At 41.0% G+C, this 20,929-nt stretch carries 19 protein-coding genes; 7 read left to right on the forward strand and 12 right to left on the reverse strand.

The annotated features are described in order from the left end of the window. Positions 1-98: 98 nt before the first annotated feature. Positions 99-1,256, forward strand: coding sequence for a chorismate mutase (locus tag PSR9079_RS06220; protein ID WP_149980790.1), 1,158 nt, complete (start codon positions 99-101; stop codon positions 1,254-1,256). 70 nt (positions 1,257-1,326) lie between these two features. On the opposite strand, the gene tyrA is transcribed toward PSR9079_RS06220, so the two are convergent. From tyrA to ffh, 6 genes are all read right to left on the reverse strand, one after another. Beyond that, positions 1,327-2,460, reverse strand: coding sequence for a bifunctional chorismate mutase/prephenate dehydrogenase (gene tyrA / locus PSR9079_RS06225; RefSeq protein WP_149980791.1), 1,134 nt, complete (start codon positions 2,458-2,460; stop codon positions 1,327-1,329). A 410-nt stretch (positions 2,461-2,870) separates the two neighbouring features. Next, complete coding sequence (gene rplS, locus PSR9079_RS06230) at positions 2,871-3,230, reverse strand: 50S ribosomal protein L19 (RefSeq protein ID WP_002962189.1); 360 nt, start codon at positions 3,228-3,230, stop codon at positions 2,871-2,873. A 33-nt stretch (positions 3,231-3,263) separates the two neighbouring features. Continuing rightward, complete coding sequence (trmD, locus tag PSR9079_RS06235) at positions 3,264-4,031, reverse strand: tRNA (guanosine(37)-N1)-methyltransferase TrmD (protein WP_145237185.1); 768 nt, start codon at positions 4,029-4,031, stop codon at positions 3,264-3,266. Further along, positions 4,031-4,567: a ribosome maturation factor RimM gene (gene rimM / locus PSR9079_RS06240; protein WP_149980792.1), complete on the reverse strand. Its 537-nt coding sequence runs from the start codon at positions 4,565-4,567 to the stop codon at positions 4,031-4,033. Before rimM ends, trmD begins: the two co-directional genes overlap by 1 nt. Before the next feature lie 17 nt (positions 4,568-4,584). Further along, positions 4,585-4,833, reverse strand: a complete 249-nt coding sequence (rpsP, locus tag PSR9079_RS06245; RefSeq protein WP_145237191.1) for a 30S ribosomal protein S16 — start codon at positions 4,831-4,833, stop codon at positions 4,585-4,587. 261 nt (positions 4,834-5,094) lie between these two features. Beyond that, on the reverse strand, positions 5,095-6,474 hold the full coding sequence (ffh, locus tag PSR9079_RS06250) for a signal recognition particle protein (RefSeq protein ID WP_145237194.1): 1,380 nt from the start codon (positions 6,472-6,474) through the stop codon (positions 5,095-5,097). Positions 6,475-6,747: 273 nt separating this feature from the next. Here ffh and PSR9079_RS06255 point away from each other — a divergent pair, with 273 nt between their 5' ends. From PSR9079_RS06255 to PSR9079_RS06265, 3 genes are all read left to right on the forward strand, one after another. Further along, positions 6,748-7,554: a cytochrome C assembly family protein gene (locus PSR9079_RS06255; protein ID WP_145237197.1), complete on the forward strand. Its 807-nt coding sequence runs from the start codon at positions 6,748-6,750 to the stop codon at positions 7,552-7,554. Positions 7,555-7,615: 61 nt separating this feature from the next. Next, entirely contained in the window at positions 7,616-8,884 is a 1,269-nt protein-coding gene (locus PSR9079_RS06260; protein ID WP_145237200.1) for an HlyC/CorC family transporter, read from the forward strand. A gap of 136 nt (positions 8,885-9,020) precedes the next feature. Further along, positions 9,021-9,857, forward strand: a complete 837-nt coding sequence (locus tag PSR9079_RS06265; RefSeq protein ID WP_145237203.1) for a mechanosensitive ion channel family protein — start codon at positions 9,021-9,023, stop codon at positions 9,855-9,857. Positions 9,858-9,912: 55 nt separating this feature from the next. Here the strand turns inward: PSR9079_RS06265 and PSR9079_RS06270 are convergent, their stop codons facing one another. Both PSR9079_RS06270 and gshA read right to left on the reverse strand, forming a co-directional pair. Continuing rightward, complete coding sequence (locus PSR9079_RS06270) at positions 9,913-10,521, reverse strand: transglycosylase SLT domain-containing protein (protein WP_145237206.1); 609 nt, start codon at positions 10,519-10,521, stop codon at positions 9,913-9,915. A gap of 140 nt (positions 10,522-10,661) precedes the next feature. Then, on the reverse strand, positions 10,662-12,239 hold the full coding sequence (gshA, locus tag PSR9079_RS06275) for a glutamate--cysteine ligase (RefSeq protein WP_149980793.1): 1,578 nt from the start codon (positions 12,237-12,239) through the stop codon (positions 10,662-10,664). A 485-nt stretch (positions 12,240-12,724) separates the two neighbouring features. Here gshA and PSR9079_RS06280 point away from each other — a divergent pair, with 485 nt between their 5' ends. Next, a complete protein-coding gene (locus PSR9079_RS06280; protein WP_149980794.1) occupies positions 12,725-14,272 on the forward strand; it encodes a methyl-accepting chemotaxis protein in 1,548 nt (515 codons plus the stop codon). A gap of 111 nt (positions 14,273-14,383) precedes the next feature. On the opposite strand, the gene clpB is transcribed toward PSR9079_RS06280, so the two are convergent. From clpB to rluD, 3 genes are all read right to left on the reverse strand, one after another. Further along, positions 14,384-16,960 (reverse strand): ATP-dependent chaperone ClpB, encoded by a 2,577-nt coding sequence (clpB, locus tag PSR9079_RS06285; protein WP_149980795.1) that lies wholly within the window; start codon positions 16,958-16,960, stop codon positions 14,384-14,386. 97 nt (positions 16,961-17,057) lie between these two features. Beyond that, the gene (gene pgeF / locus PSR9079_RS06290; protein ID WP_149980796.1) at positions 17,058-17,783 is read right to left on the reverse strand and encodes a peptidoglycan editing factor PgeF; all 726 of its coding nucleotides are present in this window, start codon (positions 17,781-17,783) and stop codon (positions 17,058-17,060) included. 9 nt (positions 17,784-17,792) lie between these two features. Further along, complete coding sequence (rluD, locus tag PSR9079_RS06295; RefSeq protein WP_145237221.1) at positions 17,793-18,770, reverse strand: 23S rRNA pseudouridine(1911/1915/1917) synthase RluD; 978 nt, start codon at positions 18,768-18,770, stop codon at positions 17,793-17,795. A 141-nt stretch (positions 18,771-18,911) separates the two neighbouring features. On the opposite strand from rluD, the gene PSR9079_RS06300 reads away from it, so the two are divergent. Further along, positions 18,912-19,673 (forward strand): outer membrane protein assembly factor BamD, encoded by a 762-nt coding sequence (locus tag PSR9079_RS06300; protein WP_149980797.1) that lies wholly within the window; start codon positions 18,912-18,914, stop codon positions 19,671-19,673. 82 nt (positions 19,674-19,755) lie between these two features. On the opposite strand, the gene glnB is transcribed toward PSR9079_RS06300, so the two are convergent. Beyond that, complete coding sequence (gene glnB, locus PSR9079_RS06305) at positions 19,756-20,094, reverse strand: nitrogen regulatory protein P-II (RefSeq protein ID WP_145237227.1); 339 nt, start codon at positions 20,092-20,094, stop codon at positions 19,756-19,758. A gap of 196 nt (positions 20,095-20,290) precedes the next feature. On the opposite strand from glnB, the gene PSR9079_RS06310 reads away from it, so the two are divergent. After that, on the forward strand, positions 20,291-20,836 hold the full coding sequence (locus tag PSR9079_RS06310; RefSeq protein ID WP_149980933.1) for a GspH/FimT family pseudopilin: 546 nt from the start codon (positions 20,291-20,293) through the stop codon (positions 20,834-20,836). Positions 20,837-20,929 lie beyond the last annotated feature (93 nt).

Raw genomic sequence — 20,929 nt, forward strand, 5'->3', positions numbered from 1 at the left:
TGCGAGATTAAATCAACCGAATAGCAAAGCCTCCCAATTGGGAGGCTTTTTTGTTTTTATTACCCAAAAGGTAATTTTTTGGAATGAGGAACCCAAAAATGACTAATGATGTACTTAATTCACTTAGACACGATATCAATGAAATTGATTCTGACCTATTAGTGCTATTAGCAAAACGTCGCCGTATTAGCCACGGCGTTGTAGAATATAAGATTGCTAATAATAAACCGATACGTGATGAGGCCCGTGAACTTGCCTTGTTAGAAAAACTCATCGGTTATGGTAAGTCTCTTGGTTTGGACGCTTATTATGTGAATAACGTTTTCCAAACAATCTTAGAAGATTCAGTACTTAATCAACAAGCCATGTTACAGAAGAACTTAAATCCAGATGCTATGAGTGAAACACACCGTGTTGCTTATTTAGGTGGTCAAGGTTCTTACAGCCAACTTGCTTGTCATAAATATTTTAGCCGTCGCCCAGGTAAACTTGTTGAAATGGGCTGCTCTAGCTTTGAACAGATCACTGGTAAAGTTGAAAATGGTCAAGCAGATTTTGGCTTATTACCCATTGAAAACACCAGCTCTGGCAGTATTAACGAAGTGTTTGATTTACTGCAACACGCACAAGTCTCCATCGTTGGTGAAGTAACCCACAGTGTTGAACATTGCTTATTGGTCACACCGGGTACTGAGCTTAGTCAGATCAGTAAGATTTTTGCTCACCCGCAACCATTCGCTCAATGTAGTCGCTTTTTACAAGGCTTAGGAGATATTCAACACGAAACATGCGATTCAACCTCAAGCGCTCTACAATTAGCATTAGATACCCCTAATAGCGCAGCAATTGGTTCAGCTCAAGCGGGTAAAAATGTGGGTTTAGAAGTGATTAAATCAGGCCTTGCGAATCAACGTGAAAATCATAGCCGTTTTATTGTGGTTGCCCGTAAGCCTCTTTATGTATCAAAACAGATCCCGACTAAAACCAGTTTAATTATGGCAACCAAGCAACAAGCAGGTTCTTTGGCTGATGCGTTGATGATTTTCAAAGAACATAATATCAACTTAGTAAAACTAGAATCACGCCCGGTCCCAGGCAACCCGTGGGAAGAAGTATTCTATGTAGATTTAGAAGCGAACCTAGTTGATAACCATGTTAAACAAGCCTTAGAAGAGCTAAAAGAGCACACCCAATATGTACGCGTACTGGGCTGTTACCAAAGCGAATCGCTGCAAGCTGTTAGTATAGAAAGTTAAGCGCTAAGTAAAATATAAAAAAGGGCTAAAATTAGCCCTTTTTTATTATCTGTTTTTCACACAGCGGTTATCAATCAAGTACTTTCGCATCATTAGCTTTGTTTAACAGGCTGCGACTTTGCGTTAAAAAATGCGCAGTAGCATCTGAAAAATACGCTTTAGCATCCGCAAATGAATCAATTAAAGCGGCCTTATCACCGGCTTTTAATTTTGCCAAGGTACTTGCAAACGTATCTTGATATTGTGCAAGTAAAGGCTCTACGTTATCAAATTGCGCTAGCATAATGTCTGAATAAAGCTCTGGTGATTGTGCGAATAAGCGCCCTACCATCATCAACTCTAATTGGTAAATCGGTGATGAACAACTGCGCAGCTCCTCGAGGGTATGACCTTGTTTTGCTAGAAACTGACCGTATACAAAAGTGGTTAAATGGCGCATAACCTGAATAATTTGCATGGCTTCATCGTGCTTTTGCGCATCGAGTTCAACAAGTTGACAGCCCCACACTTGCAGTTGCGATAATAAACCTTGGGCAATCTCATGGTTACGGCCTTCGCAAACCACCACTGTTTGCTTTACCCAATGAGATATATCAGGACCAAACATTGGATGTAAACCGACTACAGGACCGCTATGCACTGCTTTTAATACTTTTAACGGCGCTTGCTTAACCGAAGTAATATCAACTAATAAACAATCATCATCGAGCTTAGGCAAGGCTTTGACCACTGTTTCTAAAGCATTAATTGGCACACTGATCATCACCAGTTTTGCACCCGCTAATATTTCTTGCGCGTTACTTTGCTGTTCTTTGTCGAGTATTCTAACTTCATACCCTGAGCGGATAAATTGCTGAGCAAACAACTGCCCCATAGCGCCTTGACCACCAACAATTACAATAGGTGATAACTGTGGCGCGCTACATGCTAATTTAGCCTGTTGATTTTGGTAAGCTTCACGCATCATACGGCGTAGGATATCTTCCACCAATTCAGGATTAACACCTTGGTTAATCGCTTCTTGGCGACGAGCTGCTAATAAAGTAGCTTCACGGTCAGGCGCATGCAGTGGCGCACCCGTTTGTTGTTTGATTGCGCCTATCTGCTCGGTAATACTATTACGTCTAGCCAGCAGTGCAACCAACTGGGCATCGCATTCATCGATCCCCTCTCTTAACTTATCTAACTCTTTTATATCCGCCACGCGACTACCACCTTAGAAACTGCAATTTCGTACATTTAAATTTACATAAAAGTAAACTAATCAATACGATAAATACTAACAGGATCGCTTAGTTGTTAAAAGGCTAAATAAGCAAAAGAATGGGATTTGAGTTTTAAGCACTAAGCCATAAGTTATAAGTTGGCCGAGTTGTATTTGATTTATGAGTAATTCTTGGATGGGTATTTTTTTACTGGACCTCTCTGTGCTCTAATCAAGCTATGGTGATCACTTTAACGTTGAGCAATCTTAATCTTTTAACTTTACCCTTTAACCTCACTAGCCTTCTAATTCGATAACTTTACCCTAACTAACTTACTATCTCTAAAAACCAAAACGGGTTGCAGCCCGAAGGTTGCAACCCGTTTTTTTGCGTTGATAAACAGCGCGTATTAGTTAAGTTTTTCTCTAATACGTGCAGATTTACCAGAACGCTCACGTAGATAGTAAAGTTTCGCACGGCGAACTGCACCGCGACGCTTAACTGCTACGCTATCGATAAGAGGGCTGTGCGTTTGGAATACACGCTCAACACCTTCACCGTTCGAAATTTTACGAACTGTGAATGCTGAGTGAAGACCACGGTTACGCTTAGCGATTACAACACCTTCAAAGGCCTGTAGACGCTCTTTAGCACCTTCTTTTACTTTTACCTGTACAACCACTGTATCACCAGGGCCAAATGCAGGTACGTCTGTTTTAAGCTGCTCATCTTCAAGCGCTTTAATAATATTTTGGTTTACTTTTGCCATTATGTTTCTCACTTTCCTAGGTGTAACTGTCTTCTAGCCACAAGCTTTTTGGTACTCTTGCTGAAATTTCGCGAGTAATACCGCTTGCTCCTCAGTCAGAGCTAGGTTATGCAACAAGTCAGGACGGCGTAACCAAGTTCTGCCTAATGACTGCATCAGCCGCCATTTAGCTATCTCTTGGTGGTTTCCGCTGAGTAATACAGCAGGCACCTGTTTGTCGTCCAATGTTTCTGGCCGTGTATAGTGAGGACAATCCAGCAAGCCATCCGAAAATGAGTCTTGCTCTGCTGACTGATTGTGTCCTAATACGCCCGGCACTAATCGCGCTACTGCGTCAATTAATGTCATGGCTGGTAGTTCACCACCACTCAAAATAAAATCACCAATCGACCATTCTTCGTCAACGTATGATTCTATTATTCTCTCGTCTATACCTTCATAGCGACCGGCAATTAAAATCAGTTTTTTAGAGCTTGCGAGTTCGCTTGCCCCTTGCTGATCTAATTTGCGCCCTTGCGGGGACATATAAATTACTTTTGCACCATCGCCTGCCGCCTGTTTGGCGTCAAGAATGGCTTGTTTCAGTGGTTCAACCATCATTAACATACCTGGACCGCCCCCGTAAGGACGATCATCCACGGTTCTATGCTTATCAATAGCATAATCTCGTGGGTTCCAGCAGTTAAAGTCGATCAGACCATTTTTTACTGCTCGACCAGTTACACCTTGCGTTGTAATGGCATCAAACATGTCCGGGAAAAGGCTGATAACCCCTACCCACAACGAACTCGTTTGACTCATTAAAAGCCAGGATCCCAGTCTACTGTAATTTCTTTTGCATCGTGCTTAATCTCTTTAATAACTGAATCAGTTAAAAACGGAATTAAACGCTCTGCTTGGCCAAATGCATCTTTATTGTTTGCTTTCACAACCAATACGTCATTTGAGCCAGTCTCCATCAGGTCATCAACTATGCCCAAGTCATAACCTTTATCGGTTACAACAGACATGCCAATGAGATCTCGCCAATAGAACTCACCTTGCGGGAGTTCTGGTAATTGCGCTGCATCCATTGAGATTTCTGCATGGGTATAAGCCATTGCTTCGTCTCGATCGTTTACTTGCGCAAATTTAGCGATAAAGCCTTTGTTGTGGCGACGCCAGTCGACCACTTCTAAGGTCTGCCATTTACCTTGCTGCCCTATCAACCACGGGCTGAAATCGAAGATCCCTATGGGATCATCAGTAAATGAATGTACCTTAAGCCAGCCCTTTATACCATATGGGGCACCGAGCTTTCCTACGACAATTATTGATGAGGTGTTCTCTTGACTCATGGTTACACTTACGCCTATTAAGCCGCTTTACGAGCGTCTTTAACTAACTTATTTACGCGATCTGAAAGAGATGCGCCCTGACCTACCCAGTGTTCTACACGAGATAAATCTAAACGTACTTTTTCTTCTTGACCACTAGCAATTGGGTTAAAAAAGCCTACTTTCTCGATGAAGCGACCGTCACGCGAGAAACGGCTATCCGCAACCACAATTTGATAGAAAGGGCGTTTTTTAGCGCCACCACGTTGCAAACGAATAGTTACCATACCGTCCTCTAAATAGATTGACTGTTTTCATTAATAAGATTTACTCCCCAGTATGGGGAGCTGGGGAATTGTACGAGTTTTTAGCAACAATGCAAGTAAGAAGTGACTCGAAATGACTGTTAAGTTGATTAAACTATGATCTACGCGTTAAATCAGGCTATATAGAACTTTCAACGCATAATTTATCTACAAAAAAAGAGGCTATTTGCCTCTCTTTTTAGTTAACTGACTCGCTACATCAGCATGGCGTCAGTTAAAACATTAAAATTTAGGGCCACCGCCACCCATCATTCCTGGTGGTAACATGCCTTTCATACCGCGCATCATTTTCATCATGCCGCCTTTACCTTTCATTTTTTTCATCATTTTTTGCATCTGCGTAAACTGTTTTAACAGCTTATTGATCTCTTGTACTTGCGTACCAGAGCCCGCTGCAATACGCTTTTTACGAGAGCCTTTAATGATCTCTGGACGCGCACGCTCTTTTTTCGTCATTGAGCTGATGATCGCTTCCATCTGAATAAAGGTTTTATCACCCATCTGACCTTTCACTGCATCAGGCAGGTTTTGCATACCAGGTAATTTATCAAGCATTGACATCATGCCGCCCATGCTTTTCATTTGCTTTAATTGATCAGCAAAATCATCAAGAGTAAAGCCATCACCTTTAAAAACTTTTTCAGCAACTTTTGCAGCTTGCTCTTTATCGACTTTCATTTCGACTTCTTCGATCAATGAAAGTACATCCCCCATACCAAGTATACGCGATGCGATACGATCTGGATGGAAAGGCTCAAGCGCATCAGTGCGCTCACCAACACCCATAAACTTAATAGGTTTGCCGGTAATATGACGGATTGATAGTGCAGCACCACCGCGCGCATCACCATCAGTCTTGGTTAGTATTACACCGGTCAGAGGTAATGCTTCATCAAACGCTTTGGCAGTATTGGCAGCATCTTGACCTGTCATGGCATCAACCACAAACAAGGTTTCGATTGGGTTAATAGCATGATGAAGATTTTTAATCTCGTCCATCATGTCATTATCAACATGCAAACGACCTGCAGTATCAACTAATACAACATCGATAAATTTCTTTTTCGCATGAGAAATAGCTGCCTTTGCAATATCAACCGGCTGTTGTGAAATGTCACTTGGGAAAAACTCAACACCTACTTCATCGGCCAGTGTTTCCAACTGTTTAATAGCCGCAGGACGATAAACGTCGGCACTGACTACTAATACTGATTTCTTTTTACGTTCTTTTAAAAATTTGGCAAGCTTAGCTACACTGGTCGTTTTACCCGCACCTTGCAGACCCGCCATCATTACAACGGCTGGCGGTTGTGCGTTTAGGCTCAACTCTTCGTTTGCTTCACCCATGGCTTTTTCAAGCTCTTCGCGAACGATTTTAATGAACACTTGCCCAGGACTTAGGCTCTTAGTTACTTCAATACCTACCGCGCGCTCTTTAACTTGTTTAACAAACTCACGAACAACGGGTAAAGCGACGTCGGCTTCTAAAAAAGCCATACGCACTTCGCGTAGTGTATCTTTTATATTGTCTTCAGTAAGGCGTCCACGGCCGCTGATATTCTTTAAGGTTTTACCTAATCGTTCTTGGAGGTTCTCAAACATGTAAAGGTTCCGATCAAACGTGATATACCAATTTCCCAAACAACGTTATTGCCGCAAGTTTAGCACTTACTATTAATAGCGCTGATTTCATATAATCAGTATTAATAAAATTTTAATTAAAAACAGTATACCGTAAATGGTGGCGCACAATACAGTGTTCAAGTGAGCTGTTTGAGTTTCTTTTTACAAACTCTATGCATTTGCCTCACTATAAAATACAATGCCCTTACTCTAACAAGGAATATTTGACTCAAATTGAGTGGCCCAAGCACTATGCTGATTATTAGTTTAACTATTATTGCCAGTTTATTTTATATCTTCGCGACGTCTCACGTGCTGTCTCGGTTATTTCACCAACAAGGTCCGAGCCAAAAGCTGACGGTTATCCTCAGCACGGTGGCAATTTTAGCGCACATGTTATTACTGGTGAATTCAGTGTTTCGCGCCGATGGCCAAGATTTAAGTATTGTTAATGTATCACTGTTAACCTGCTGGGTGATTGTGGTCTCTGTCACTACGGTGTCGTTAAAATTCCCTGCCACATTATTACTGCCTGTTGTCTATGGCTTTGCCGCTTTGCTAACAATTGCCAGCTTATTTATCCCACATCATATTTTATTGCAAAGTATTGATGTTGAAATAGGTTTAGTCACTCATATTTCGCTTTCCCTGCTTGCATACTGTGTGTTAATTATTGCCACTTTATATGGCGTACAGTTTTACTTTATTGATAAACGTTTAAAACGAAAAGACTTAGCGATTGTGCATAGCCATTTACCGCCATTAATGGTGGTTGAACGCCAGCTATATCACTTATTAACACTAGGCACGGTTTTGTTAACCTTAGCGTTATTATCTGGTTTTATTTTTCTTGATGGCATGTTTGCTAGTGAATTTATTCATAAAACTGTTTTATCATTAATTGCTTGGGCTATGTTTGCAACGGTGACAATTGGTCACTTAAAGCAAGGCTGGCGTGGGAAACCGGTCGTACTAGCTATCATGGCTGCTGCTTTTGTTTTAACGCTGGCTTATTTTGGCAGTCGTTTTGTGCAAGAGGTGATCCTGAATAAGTTTTAACTTGACTCAGGCAGCTCACTCCCGCTTAATACGCATTGGTTAAATAAAAAAGGATCCTTCTTTGGACGACATCTCTACAAGTGTTTTGTTTATAATACTTGGAATACTCATACTTTGTTCTGCATATTTTTCTGGTTCTGAAACGGGCATTATGTCAATTAACAGAATCCGCTTACGCCACCTTGCTAAAGAAAATCACCGCGCAGCAAAGCGTGTCAACAAACTTTTGAGCCGTCCTGATAGACTTATTGGCCTTATCCTTATCGGTAATAACTTGGTGAATATTGCTGCCGCGCAGGTTGCAACCATTATCGGTATTCGTTTATATGGTGATTTAGGTATCGCTATTGCCACTGGCGCACTAACTTTAGTAGTGCTTATATTTGCAGAAGTAACGCCTAAAACGCTAGCTGCGCTTTACCCTGAAAAAGTTGCCTTTCCTAGTTCGGTGATACTCAAAGGGTTACTAAAAATTCTCTTTCCATTTGTCGTCGTCGTTAACTGGATGACCAATGGTATATTACGCCTATTTGGTATTAGTGCTGCACAAATAGATGAGCACAGCATGAGTAAAGAAGAATTAAAAACGGTGCTGAATGAATCGGGTGCGCTGATCCCCGCGCGTCACCAAAGTATGTTGACCTCCATTTTAGATTTAGAGCAAGTCACTGTCGAAGATATTATGATCCCGCGCAACGAAATTGTTGCCATTGATATCAATGATGACTGGAAACTAATTAGTAAACAGCTTACCCATGCACAACACACGCGAGTACTTTTATATCGCGACCAAATTGATGATGCGGTAGGCTTTATTCACTCACGGGATGCACTGCGGTTATTAACGAAAGAGCAATTTGATAAACCATCATTGCTTCGCGCAGTTCGTGAGATTTATTTTATTCCTGAAGGTACGTCGCTCAATACTCAGCTATTTAAATTTCAGCAATCAAAAGAGCGTATCGGTTTAGTAGTTGATGAATATGGTGATATTCAAGGATTAGTTACCCTCGAAGATATTCTTGAAGAAGTGGTCGGTGACTTTACCACTACGCAAACACGTACTCCAAGTGAAGAAGTTGTGTCACAAGATGATGGCTCATTTTTAGTTGATGGCGGTGCTAACGTACGCGATCTAAACAAAGAAATGGATTGGGAGTTCCCTCTTGATGGCCCGAAAACATTAAGTGGCTTAATTGTCGAATACTTAGAAGACATTCCTGATGCCAACTTGAGTTTGCGTATTGCAGGCTATCCGATTGAAGTTGTTGAAGTAAAAGAGAACATGATCAAACTGGTGCGCATTCAAGCGAACAAGCGCAAAATATAAGCAATATCTGTAGAGTAACCTATGGTTACTCTACTCCCTCAGCTCATCCCCGCAACAAATTTTTTGTTCATTATTCTCTATAAAGTGTTAATTATTAGGCTATTATATTTGTAACTTTATAGATGTGGAAAATGCAATGGAAGATATCTCTATCGAAACACTGTACACCAAAGCGATTGAAATGCTAATGACCTATGGCCCTCGATTTTTATTGGCAATCTTTGTTTTAATTGTTGGTTGGTGGTTTGTTGGCCGTATTGCCAGTATGGCTGAAAAATCAATGGCAAAGGTAAAATTTGAAGCCGGATTAAGTCATTTTTTGGTCTCCTTCTTATCGGTTATTTTAAAGTTGCTATTACTGATCTCAGTCGCATCAATGATCGGTATAGAAACAACCTCGTTCATTGCTATGCTCGGTGCTGCAGGCTTAGCGGTCGGTATGGCATTACAAGGCAGCCTAGCGAATTTCGCCGGTGGTGTGCTGATCTTATTTTTTAAACCATTTAAAATTGGTGATGTCATTGAAGCCCAAGGCTATATGGGTAAAGTGGTTGAAATTCAAATATTTGTTACCGTACTACTCACTTATGATAATGAAAAAATTATTATCCCAAATGGTGCACTTTCTAATGGCTGTGTAAAAAACAAGTTTGCAGAACCAACTCGCCGCGTCGATATTGAGTTTGGTATTAGCTACAGTGATGATGTGCTTAAAGCGCGAGAAGTACTAATGGGCGTGTTAAATAGCTACGAGTTAGTACTCAAAGATGAAGCAAAACAACCGGTTGTGCATGTAAGTCAGCATGGCGATAGCCATATCGGCATGTTGGTCTGGGCATGGGTTGATTCTGAAAATTACTGGCCAGTGTATTTTGGTTTATACGAACGCGTTAAAATTGCCTTCGATAAAGAAAATATTACCATTCCATTCCCACAGCGCGATGTACATATTCATCAATTCCCAGGGAAATAAACTAATACTAAAAAGCCCGCTGTGCGGGCTTTTTAAAATCTTGAATCTTGTCAGATCAGCTAAATAACCTTTCTAACCACCCTTTATCTAAATCGTCTTCACAACGTTTAAGCTGAGCCGCATAGCGACTTGCACGATTTTTTACTTTATTAGCTACTGCCATTAACCACTTTTTATTTTTATAGGTGCCGCGTTTATAACCGCCCCAGCCTTCGTGGTAATTTAGGTATTGCGCGTAGGCATCCCATTTCGAGATGCCATTAACTTTATGAGTTTTATAAACAAACCAGCCCATAAAGTCGATAGCGTCATCAAAATCATCGCGATCGGCGCCGCTATTACCCGTTTCACGAATATAATCAGACCAGGTGGGAGTTTTTGCTTGTGAGTAGCCGTAAGCTGAACTTGCTCGCCCTGTGGGAATAACCCACAAAAAGTATTCCATTGGCGGTGCAGCATCGTGTTTAAAGGAGCTTTCTTGATACATCATGCTCATTAGTACATGTTTAGGTGAGCCCCATTTTTCTTGGGCATCTTTTGCGTCATAGTACCAATCGCTTTTTTCTTCAAAAATTTTACATATATCATTAGGTTGCTTTGGAGGGGCTGTTGCGCAACCAGTTAACAGAGCCCCCAGCGATAAAATAATTAAACTATTTTTCATTTTTTTTGTTGCTCGCTGAACTTTTTATAAAAGTATAAGTCTTATTTTATGAATGCGCAGTTTAGCATTGTTTATCCCTGAAGAATCTTTACGCAGCCAACTTGGGCTGCGTTTTTTTGCCTGCTTATTTAGCTGCAAACTTACTTAGTGGCAAAATAATCATCTAAAAATGCATTAAATGTTTGATTATCAGCGGCTTTCAACTCGCGTTCAGCAATAACTGACTGTTCTGCTTGTTGTTTTAAATAGCTGTCTGAATACACTTTATATGGCGTATCTTGATGTTGTTGCTGGTAACTTTTTGCCAACGATAAGGCAAAATAACCATTATCAATACCAGACCCTTTCAGTTGACTAACGTAGCGCCCTGAGTATGTTAATTCAGGATCTGCTATCCATTGGCTTAATCGAGTAATCGTTTCGCTGTAATAGCTAACGCCGTAAGCATTATCCATATAGGCTGCAACTTGTTGTAACTGTACGAAGATATCTGCTCCCCACGTTGCTAGACTGCATAAACTACCAGAGCGATTTAGCATCACTTCTAAAGCGCGACCTTGGCTTACAACCGTATCTAAATTTTCGGTGCTCCGCTGTTGCGAATCCCAATCCATTGTTGGAGAATCTTTCAATAAGCAATAAGTTAGAAAAACATCTAGGAAATGAATTTGCTCAATATCAATTCCCGTTGCTGCAAATGGATTTACATCTAGAGCCCGGATTTCAATATACTCAATACCGCCACGTAACAGTGCGTCAGTCGGTGTTTCACCACTTTTAGCATTGCGCTTAGGACGAATTGGCGAATAAAATTCGTTTTCAATCTGCAATACATTTTTATTCAATTGTTTAGGCTGGGCATCTTTATAATCAGCAAGCTGACCATAAATATCTGACGGTGAATGAATCGCACTTTTTAATCCTGCTACATATTCATCTAGTGAGTTATACAGTACTTTTAGTGATGACTGAGCACTGTTGGTATAACCCAAATTACCTAAGCGCAAAGCTGTACCCACTTCAAGATAAAGCGTACCTTTACCTAGCTTTTTAAAAGGAAGATCCGTACTGCGCCCTTGTAAAAATGAATTACACAGCGCTGGCGATGCACCAAATAAATAACTGATCAACCATAGTTCTCGTTTGAAGTTACGGATCAGTCCTAAATAACCTGCCGAAATAAACTCTTGTAATGAGCCAGTATCGCCTTTAATCGTTTTTAAACTCTGCCAAAATGACTCTGGAAACGATATATTAAAGTGCACACCGGCAATCGCTTGCATCATGCTGCCATAACGATTTTTAAGACCTTCGCGGTACAAGGTTTTCATGCGTCCAATATTAGAATCACCAAATTGAGCTAATACAATGTCATCTTGATGTTCTATAAAACACGGCATACTGATAGGCCATAATAATTCATCGCCCATCTGTGATAGGGTAAACTTTTGTAAGTCTTGCAGCTGATTTAACGTTTCTTCAGCAGATTCACTAACGGGTGTTATAAACTCTAGTAAAGACTCAGAAAAATCAGTTGTGATATGCCCGTTAGTTAACGCACAACCAACCCCTTTTGGATGACCTTGCTGTGAAATTACACCGTTTGGCTTGATCCGCAACGCTTCTCTTTCAATACCGCGTTGAATGCCTTTAATTGCGTATTTATGCTGTTCTGGGGCTAGCGCTGCTAACGCTTTAGTTAAATCATGTGTAGTCAAAAATGCTTCCTCGAGCCACGTGGCCTAATCATAAGTCAATGGGGGCAAATTGATAATACTCAAGGTTTAATAGTGGCATAACTCTAATTTCCACTATTTTCCAAGAAGGTCACCGTATGTTTGTAAAGCAAACTTGCTGCGGGCAGCCAAGCTATAATAGCCAAATATTTACTAATCTTGCCATTGTAAGAGCTAATATACAATTGCTTTAATGACACCACAGTAATGCAAGATACTGACTAATTAAATGTTTGCTTGTTATCTGTAACTCATTGCTGACATTTACTCATTGCTCGCACTAGAGCAATGATATCTATTTATATATTAAGCTATTACCCGCGCACTTTTTGCAAGTTTCTTTGTTTTAGATCATTAAAAAGCTATTTAATAGCTATTTTACTCCTGTGATCACTGAACCTGCTATCATTACATTTGTATGAACTTTATAATCATCACTAATAATAAAGCATGTTTAAGGACTACCTATGCGTCGGGGTCAGCAGTTAATAAACGAAGAAGTCACCTTTTCAGATCACCAGGAGCTCGTCTCCACTACAGATATACGTGGAGTGATAACCTATGCAAATAAAGAATTTTGCAACATTGCCGGCTTCACCCTTGAAGAACTGATTGGCAAAAATCATAATATTGTTCGCCACCCAGATATGCCTAAAGCAGCATTTAAAGAAATGTGGGGAAAACTCAAACAAGGTCATTCATGGCGCGGCATGGTAAAGAATCGCTGCAAGGATGGCCGCTATTATTGGGTTGATGCATTTGTTACTCCTATTTTTGAACATGGTCAACTCGTTGGCTATCAATCAGTACGAACAAAACCGAGCGAACAACTAAAACGACGCGCACAAAGCCTATACACTAAAATAAATGCCGGTAAATCGTTGTCCTCTTGGCGTGAATGGGTAGGTGTTCGCCAAAGTGCAGCCCTACTGATTGGCTTACTTGGTTTAGTACTATTGGCAGCTTTTGTATCTATTTCTGTTGCATTGATAACCGCGTTATTTAGTTTACTAATTATGCTATTAAATTATGATGAATTAGTTTTCACACCAACAGCACTGAAACAGCTAAAGGCAGTAAATGATTCTGTATCCCGCTATGTCTATGTCGGCCATCATCCATTTAGTATTAGTGAATATAACCAGCAAATGCTTAATGCTAAATTACGTACCGTATTAGGACGAGTAAAAGATACGACTGTCACGTTTACCGGTATTGCGGCTAATCTAGACCAACAATCAGCATTAACTGAAAAAGGCATTGCCGCACAAGGACAACGCCTTGGCCAAATGGCCACCGCAATGTCACAAATGAGCGCAACCATAGGTGAAATATCGGGCAACACTCATCATACCGCTGAAAAAGTAAATATTACTTACCAAAGCTGCACTGATATAAAACTGCACATTGCAGACAATAGTGCCATGGTGTCTGACCTTGCTTTACAAGTTGAACAAGCGGCAAGTACTGCTAATTCCCTTGCAACCGAGGCGGATAAAATAGGTCAAGTAATGACTGAAATCGAAGGCATTGCAGAACAAACCAATTTACTGGCATTAAATGCTGCAATTGAAGCCGCGCGTGCTGGTGAACATGGCCGAGGCTTTGCAGTAGTTGCCGATGAAGTGCGTGCATTATCTTCTCGTACTCAACGTGCTACTGCACAAATTCATAGCTCTATTAAAGAAATTCAAGATACCCTGTTTAGCTGGTCTACGGTCATGAAAAACACCAAGGCGCAAGCCGATGAATGTGTAAATACCACCGGACATACTCAAGTTGAACTGGATAGCATTTTCGCGCAAATAAGTGAAATATCACAACTAGCGACACAAATATCTGCTGCCGCCGAGCAACAACAAACTGTCAGCCTCGATATTAGCGACAACATTACACAAATAAAGGATTACAGTGACGAGAACTTAACGTTGAGCTTTAATGTCGCTAAAGGTGCTGCACAGCTTGTTGAAGGCTCACGTAAAGTTAACGATATTTTACTGACTTTTAAGGTTTAATTAAGCGGGGCTAAATGATAGAGGTTTATCTTTAATAGTTACTTTATAACTTTTTATTCGCAACGAGTTTATGGCCAGCATATTCACTGGCCTTAAAACTCAGTTAATCAGTTAGCGTGATGAGAACACTAAACCATTTTCGTCAGCATCAATTACTATCATGTCACCACTTTGATATTCACCTGCGAGTAACTTCTGCGATAATGGGTTTTCAATGGTATGTTGAATAGCCCGTTTGAGTGGTCGTGCACCATAAACCGGGTCAAAACCACTGGCTGCAATTCGATCAAGAGCTGCATCACTTATTTGTAACAAGTAACCCATTCCTGTTAGGCGCTCACGTAACTTGCTTAACTGAATATCTGCAATCTCTTTGATATGTTCATTAGCAAGTGGGTGGAATACTACGGTTTCATCAATACGATTAATAAATTCAGGTCTAAACTCATTAACCAAAACCCCCATCACTTTTTCTTTTAACGCTGCATAATCGTTGTTACCGGTTTGCTCTTGAATAATATCTGAGCCTAAATTTGAGGTCATGATGATCACTGTATTTTTAAAATCAACAGTACGACCTTGGCCATCCGTTAAACGACCATCATCTAACACTTGCAGCAGAATATTAAAGACATCAGGATGTGCCTTTTCGATTTCATCAAGCAAAATTACAGAATATGGACGACGACGAACAGCTTCTGTTAAGTAGCCACCTTCTTCATAACCAACATAGCCCGGAGGCGCGCCAACTAAGCGAGCAACTGAGTGCTTTTCCATAAACTCAGACATATCAATTCGCACCATCGCGCTTTCAGTATCAAACATATATCCAGCTAACGCTTTAGTCAGCTCAGTTTTACCGACCCCGGTTGGGCCTAAAAATAAAAACGAACCGATTGGCCTATTTGGATCTGCAAGCCCTGCCCGTGAACGACGAATCGCATTCGCCACTGCGACTACGGCTTCGTCTTGACCGATCACTTTATGGTGTAAATGTTCTTCCATTTGCAGCAGTTTTTCACGCTCACCTTGAAGCATGCGCGATACAGGAATGCCAGTCCAACGTGAAAGTATCTCAGCAATTTCATCTTCACCCACTTGGTTTTTAAGTAAGCTCATTTCTTGCATTTCAGCTTGTGAAGCTAAGTCGAGTTTACGTTCCAACTCTGGAATGCGGCCGTATTGCAACTCTGACATACGTTGTAGATCAGTGGCACGGCGAGCAACATCTAAGTCTAATCTCGCTTGTTCAAGTTCAGCCTTAATTACTTGAGTACCTTGCAAAGAGGCTTTCTCAGCTGTCCATACTTCATCAAGTTCACGGTACTGGGCTTCAAGATCGGTGATCAGCTCCTGCATCTCAGAACGACGCTTTTGGCTGGCGTCGTCTTTCTCTTTAGCAAGTGCATTATCTTCGAGTTTTAGCTGGATGATACGGCGCTCTAATTTATCTAATGATTCTGGTTTTGAATCGATTTGTAGGCGAATAGACGAACCAGCTTCATCAATTAAATCAATGGCTTTATCCGGTAGCTGGCGATCGCTAATGTAGCGGTGCGATAAATGCGCTGCGGCAACAATGGCTGGATCGGTAATTTCAACACAGTGATGTAACTCGTAACGCTCTTTCAAGCCTCGAAGAATCGCTATGGTATCTTCTACTGATGGTTCTTCAACAAGCACCTTTTGAAAACGACGTTCTAAAGCGGCATCTTTTTCAATATATTTACGATACTCATCAAGGGTTGTAGCACCGACACAATGCAGTTCACCTCGAGCCAATGCAGGTTTGAGCATATTACCCGCATCCATTGCACCATCAGATTTACCGGCGCCCACCATAGTATGAATTTCGTCAATAAACAAAATCACTTGGCCTTCTTCTTTAGCCAATTCATTAAGCACTGACTTTAAACGTTCTTCAAACTCACCACGGTATTTTGCACCGGCCACCAAGGCTCCTAAATCAAGCGATAACACACGTTTGTTTTTCAAGCCTTCAGGCACTTCGCCATTAATAATACGCTGCGCGAGCCCTTCAGCTATAGCGGTTTTACCGACACCGGGTTCGCCAATCAACACGGGGTTATTTTTAGTACGCCGTTGTAATACTTGGATCGTGCGGCGAATTTCATCATCGCGGCCAATAACAGGATCAAGTTTACCCTGCTCTGCACGCTCAGTTAAATCTATAGTAAACTTTTTCAGCGCTTGACGGGTATCTTCGGCATTCGGATCATCAACTTTTTGACCACCGCGAATAGCTTGTATTGCTGCTTCTATTTTAGTGCTGGTCATATTTAAAGCGCGGAAGATATCACCCAATGGCCCTTTATCATCACACGCTGCTAATACAAATAACTCACTGGAGATGTATTTATCTTTACGCTTTTGCGCGTACTTATCGCATAAGTTGATCAGTGAAACCATGTTGTTTGACAACTGCACGTCGCCGCCAACACCTTCCACTTTAAATAGCTTTTCTATCTCTTGCGATAACTTGGTATTAAGTTCATCGGCACTCACACTGGCTTGGGCTAATAACGCACGCACACTTGAGCCACTTTGCTGCAAGAGTGAATACATTAAATGTACCGGTTCAATAAATTGATGATCACGACCAAGCGCTAATGACTGAGCGTCAGAGAGCGCAGATTGAAATTTACTGGTAAATCGATCTAAACGCATAAGGGGTTACCTATTAAAAAAACTAATTACTTAATTAATGGGTATGCTCGGCACTTTGATCAAGGCTTAGGAGTAAATATACTCACTGAATAGACAATTACTTGCGCCAGATCAAAGAAGCCATGCGACCTGTTTGACCATCTCGACGATATGAAAAGAATTGTTTGCTATTGCTAACTGTACAGTACTGACCACCACTAATATTTCTTATGCCTAGATTAATAAGCTGTGTGGTTGCAAGCAGATAAATATCCGCTAAATATTTACCATCTGCCTGCGCCACAAATGCAGTGTGATGAGATGCTGATTGTTCACAGAAAAGCGCTTTTACTTCACTGCCAACCTCAAACTTTGCAGCACCTATGGCAGGACCTAACCACGCTATAATTTGTTCTGCAGGGCTGCTAAAGTGACGCAAAGTATTAGCGATAATACCCGCATGCAAACCGCGCCAGCCACCATGAATAGCAGCCACCTCATCACCACTTTCACTGGTAAGCAAAATCGGCAAGCAATCTGCTGTCATAATTGCCAGTGGTTGATTTTTTAATCGGGTATACAGCGCATCCGCATCATAATTAGCCTGTGGGTCAAAATACTCATCAACAACAACGACTTCACTGCTATGGATCTGATTAAGCCACACCGGTGCTTTAGGAAGCTGAGCAGCTAAAAGTGCGCGATTCGTTAATACCGCTTGCTGATCATCGCCCACATGTAGGCCTAAGTTTAAACTCATAAAAGGCGCATGCGATACACCGCCCTGACGAGTTGTACTGAGAGCCTCTACATTGGTTGGCGCTGTCCAATTAGGATAAAGCATTAAAGCAGCTTAAAAATCGATATTTGGATTAGCTTTGGTGTCTTCACGAAGTACATGCGTCATGGCAACCATGTCATCAGGAATTGGCGCCTGCCAAGTCATCATTTCACCCGTAATTGGGTGTGCGATACTTAGCTTTACTGCGTGCAAAGCTTGACGATTAAATTCACGTAACATTTGGAACAATTCAGGTGTTGCACCTTTTGGTGGACGTGGACGACCGCCATAGGCTTTATCACCAATCAATGGATGATTGATAAATGCCATATGCACACGAATTTGGTGAGTTCGGCCAGTTTCTAAACGAAGACGCAATCGCGTATGCGCACGGAATTTTTCAGCGACACGAAAATGCGTAATTGCTGGTTTGCCCTGCTCATGCACAGCCATGTGTGTACGCTGCGTAGGATGGCGGCCAATTGGTTTTTCAACCATGCCACCCGCTGTCATTGTGCCATTACAAATTGCTTCATATTCACGCGTGAAGTTTTCACGCTTTTGTAATGCTTTAACTAAATGTGTTTGCGCCTGAATTGTTTTAGCTACCACCATCAAACCGGTAGTATCTTTATCTAGACGATGCACAATACCTGCGCGCGGAACATTAATGATATCTGGATAATGATGCAACAATGCATTGAGCACTGTGCCATCAGGATTACCGGCACCAGGGTGCACAACTAAACCCATAGGTTTGTTGATAACCAAAATATCATCATCTTCATAAACGATGTTTAATTTGATATCTTGCGCTAGATATTCACGTGGGGCTTCAATGCTAGTTTCAACATTGACCGTTTCACCACCAAAGAGTTTTTCTCTCGGGGTGTTTAAAATCTCACCATCCACGGTGATTTTATCATCCAAAATCCACGTTTTTATACGTGAACGTGAATAATCAGGGAACAATTGCGCCAATACTTGGTCTAGACGTTTACCGCCTAACTCAGTTGGCACCTCGGCTTGAAGAGAAATTTGCTCTGACATTAGTAACTTTACCCAATTTACCAGTGCAAGCTGTGCTCGACTGGGTTAGAATCGCTTTTAATAAAAGCATTATATAATAAGCATAGTTTACTCGGTTTTACCCACTTGGCCTAGCCGAAGACATCGAAGGTAACAAATAAAATGATAAATAGAATAGGGAAACGTGCATTCGCCATTGTTTTTACAGTTTCATTACTTGGTTTAGGTGCCTGTTCGTCAGCACCTGATGCAGAAGATATCCAACGCGTTCCTAATAAATCAGCGCAAGCGTTGTATGATGATGCCAAACAAACACTTGATTCAGGCTTGTACGCGCGTGCAATTGAGCTTTTGAGTGCGATTGATTCACGCTATCCGTTTGGGCCTATGTCAAAACAAGTACAAATGGATTTAGTCTACGCCCATTACCAAGCGGGTAATACTGAACAAGCGCTTGCAACAATTGACCGTTTTATTCGCCTAAATCCAAACCACAAAGATTTAGACTATATGTACTACATGCGTGGTTTAGTAAATATTAAAGCCGATAAAAACGCATTCCAAGAGTATTTTGGTGTTGATAGAGCCGACCGTGATGCTAATCGTACCCGTGTTGCCTTTACTGATTTATCAACTTTAGTTAATCGCTTCCCTGACAGTGGCTATGCCCCTGAAGCAAAAAGACGTTTAGTTTGGTTACTCAACAAAATGGCACGTTATGAGTTGAAAGTTGCTGATTACTACTATGAACGTGAAGCTTACTTAGCAGCAGCAAATCGCGGTAAATACGTCGTAGAGCATTATTCTCAAAGTAGTTACTTAGATAATGCACTGGAAATGATGGAAAAAAGCTACAACAAGCTTGGTTTACCAGAATTAAGTAAACACGCTAAAATGACCCGTGAGTTAAATAAAAAGAAATAAATTAACATATACAAAAAAGGCGCTACTGATTGTTTATAAGTAGCGCCTTTTTTATGTCTGACTTTTAATCTCAGATAATAAATTAAATCGCGTCTTCATCTTCTTCAGCAGTACGAATACGTACCACACGCTCAACGTCAGTGACGAAAATCTTACCATCGCCAATTTTACCTGTTTGTGCTGTTTTAACTATCACTTCAATAGCACGGTCAACATCGTCATCACCAAGGACGATATCAAGCTTTACTTTTGGTAAAAAATCAACCATGTATTCAGCGCCACGATAAAGCTCAGTATGCCCTTTTTGACGGCCAAAACCTTTCACTTCACTGACGGTCATGCCAGTAATACCTACATCAGACAACGCTTCACGAACATCGTCAAGTTTAAATGGTTTAATTATTGCTTCAATTTTTTTCATTATTAGTCGCTACTCTTATATTGCCAATTGAATCGATTTTAGACAATCCTGCACTTCATAGCAAACAAAGCAATTGAATTACGGTGATTTAATCGTCAGCAATGGTATGATTATATCAATTGGAACAATTATGTTTAAGATAAGTTCCTCAAAGTGCACTGATTTACTCAGCGCCAATCCAGTACCAGAGGTGAACATGAACAAACAACAACATGGCTTTACACTACTTGAGGTGATGGTCACCCTTGCGATAGTCGGAATTTTAGCCTCAATCGCTTTTTGGAATAGTAGCGACATGCTTGAAAATAACCGAGCTGAAAATTATTTGCTGGAGTTAAAACGTAACATCAACTTTGCTCGCGCAAAAGCCACCAGCACCGATTCATTGATCGTAGTATGCAGTGGTAATACAACCAGAATAGAAAATGACAAAAAAGTGACCTGCTTAGATAGTTGGAATGACGGCTCTATAATCGTCTTTTATGATAGTAATAGTAATGGCGATCATAACCCACGCAGAGGAGACCGAATTCTCAGAGTTATGGAAGAAGTCCCTGACAATAATCAATTAACATTTTCAGGTGATAATTCATTGATATTTGATGCAAGTGGTCGTATTACCTCTAACCCAGGCACATTCATCTACTGTCCAAATAAAGATAACAAAAACAATAAAGCACTAACAATCAGCCAATCTGGTACGGCATTTTATAACGGAGATACGAGCGGCACCTGTGATTAAATTTCGCTCTACATTTGCATCTAATTTAGGGTCAACTAAGCTTAATCTACTTGTCATAATTGAGAACTTCAAGGATGAAGGATATAAACAACG

The sequence above is a fragment of the Pseudoalteromonas rhizosphaerae genome, assembly GCF_902498845.1.
GTDB classification, from domain to species: domain Bacteria; phylum Pseudomonadota; class Gammaproteobacteria; order Enterobacterales; family Alteromonadaceae; genus Pseudoalteromonas; species Pseudoalteromonas rhizosphaerae.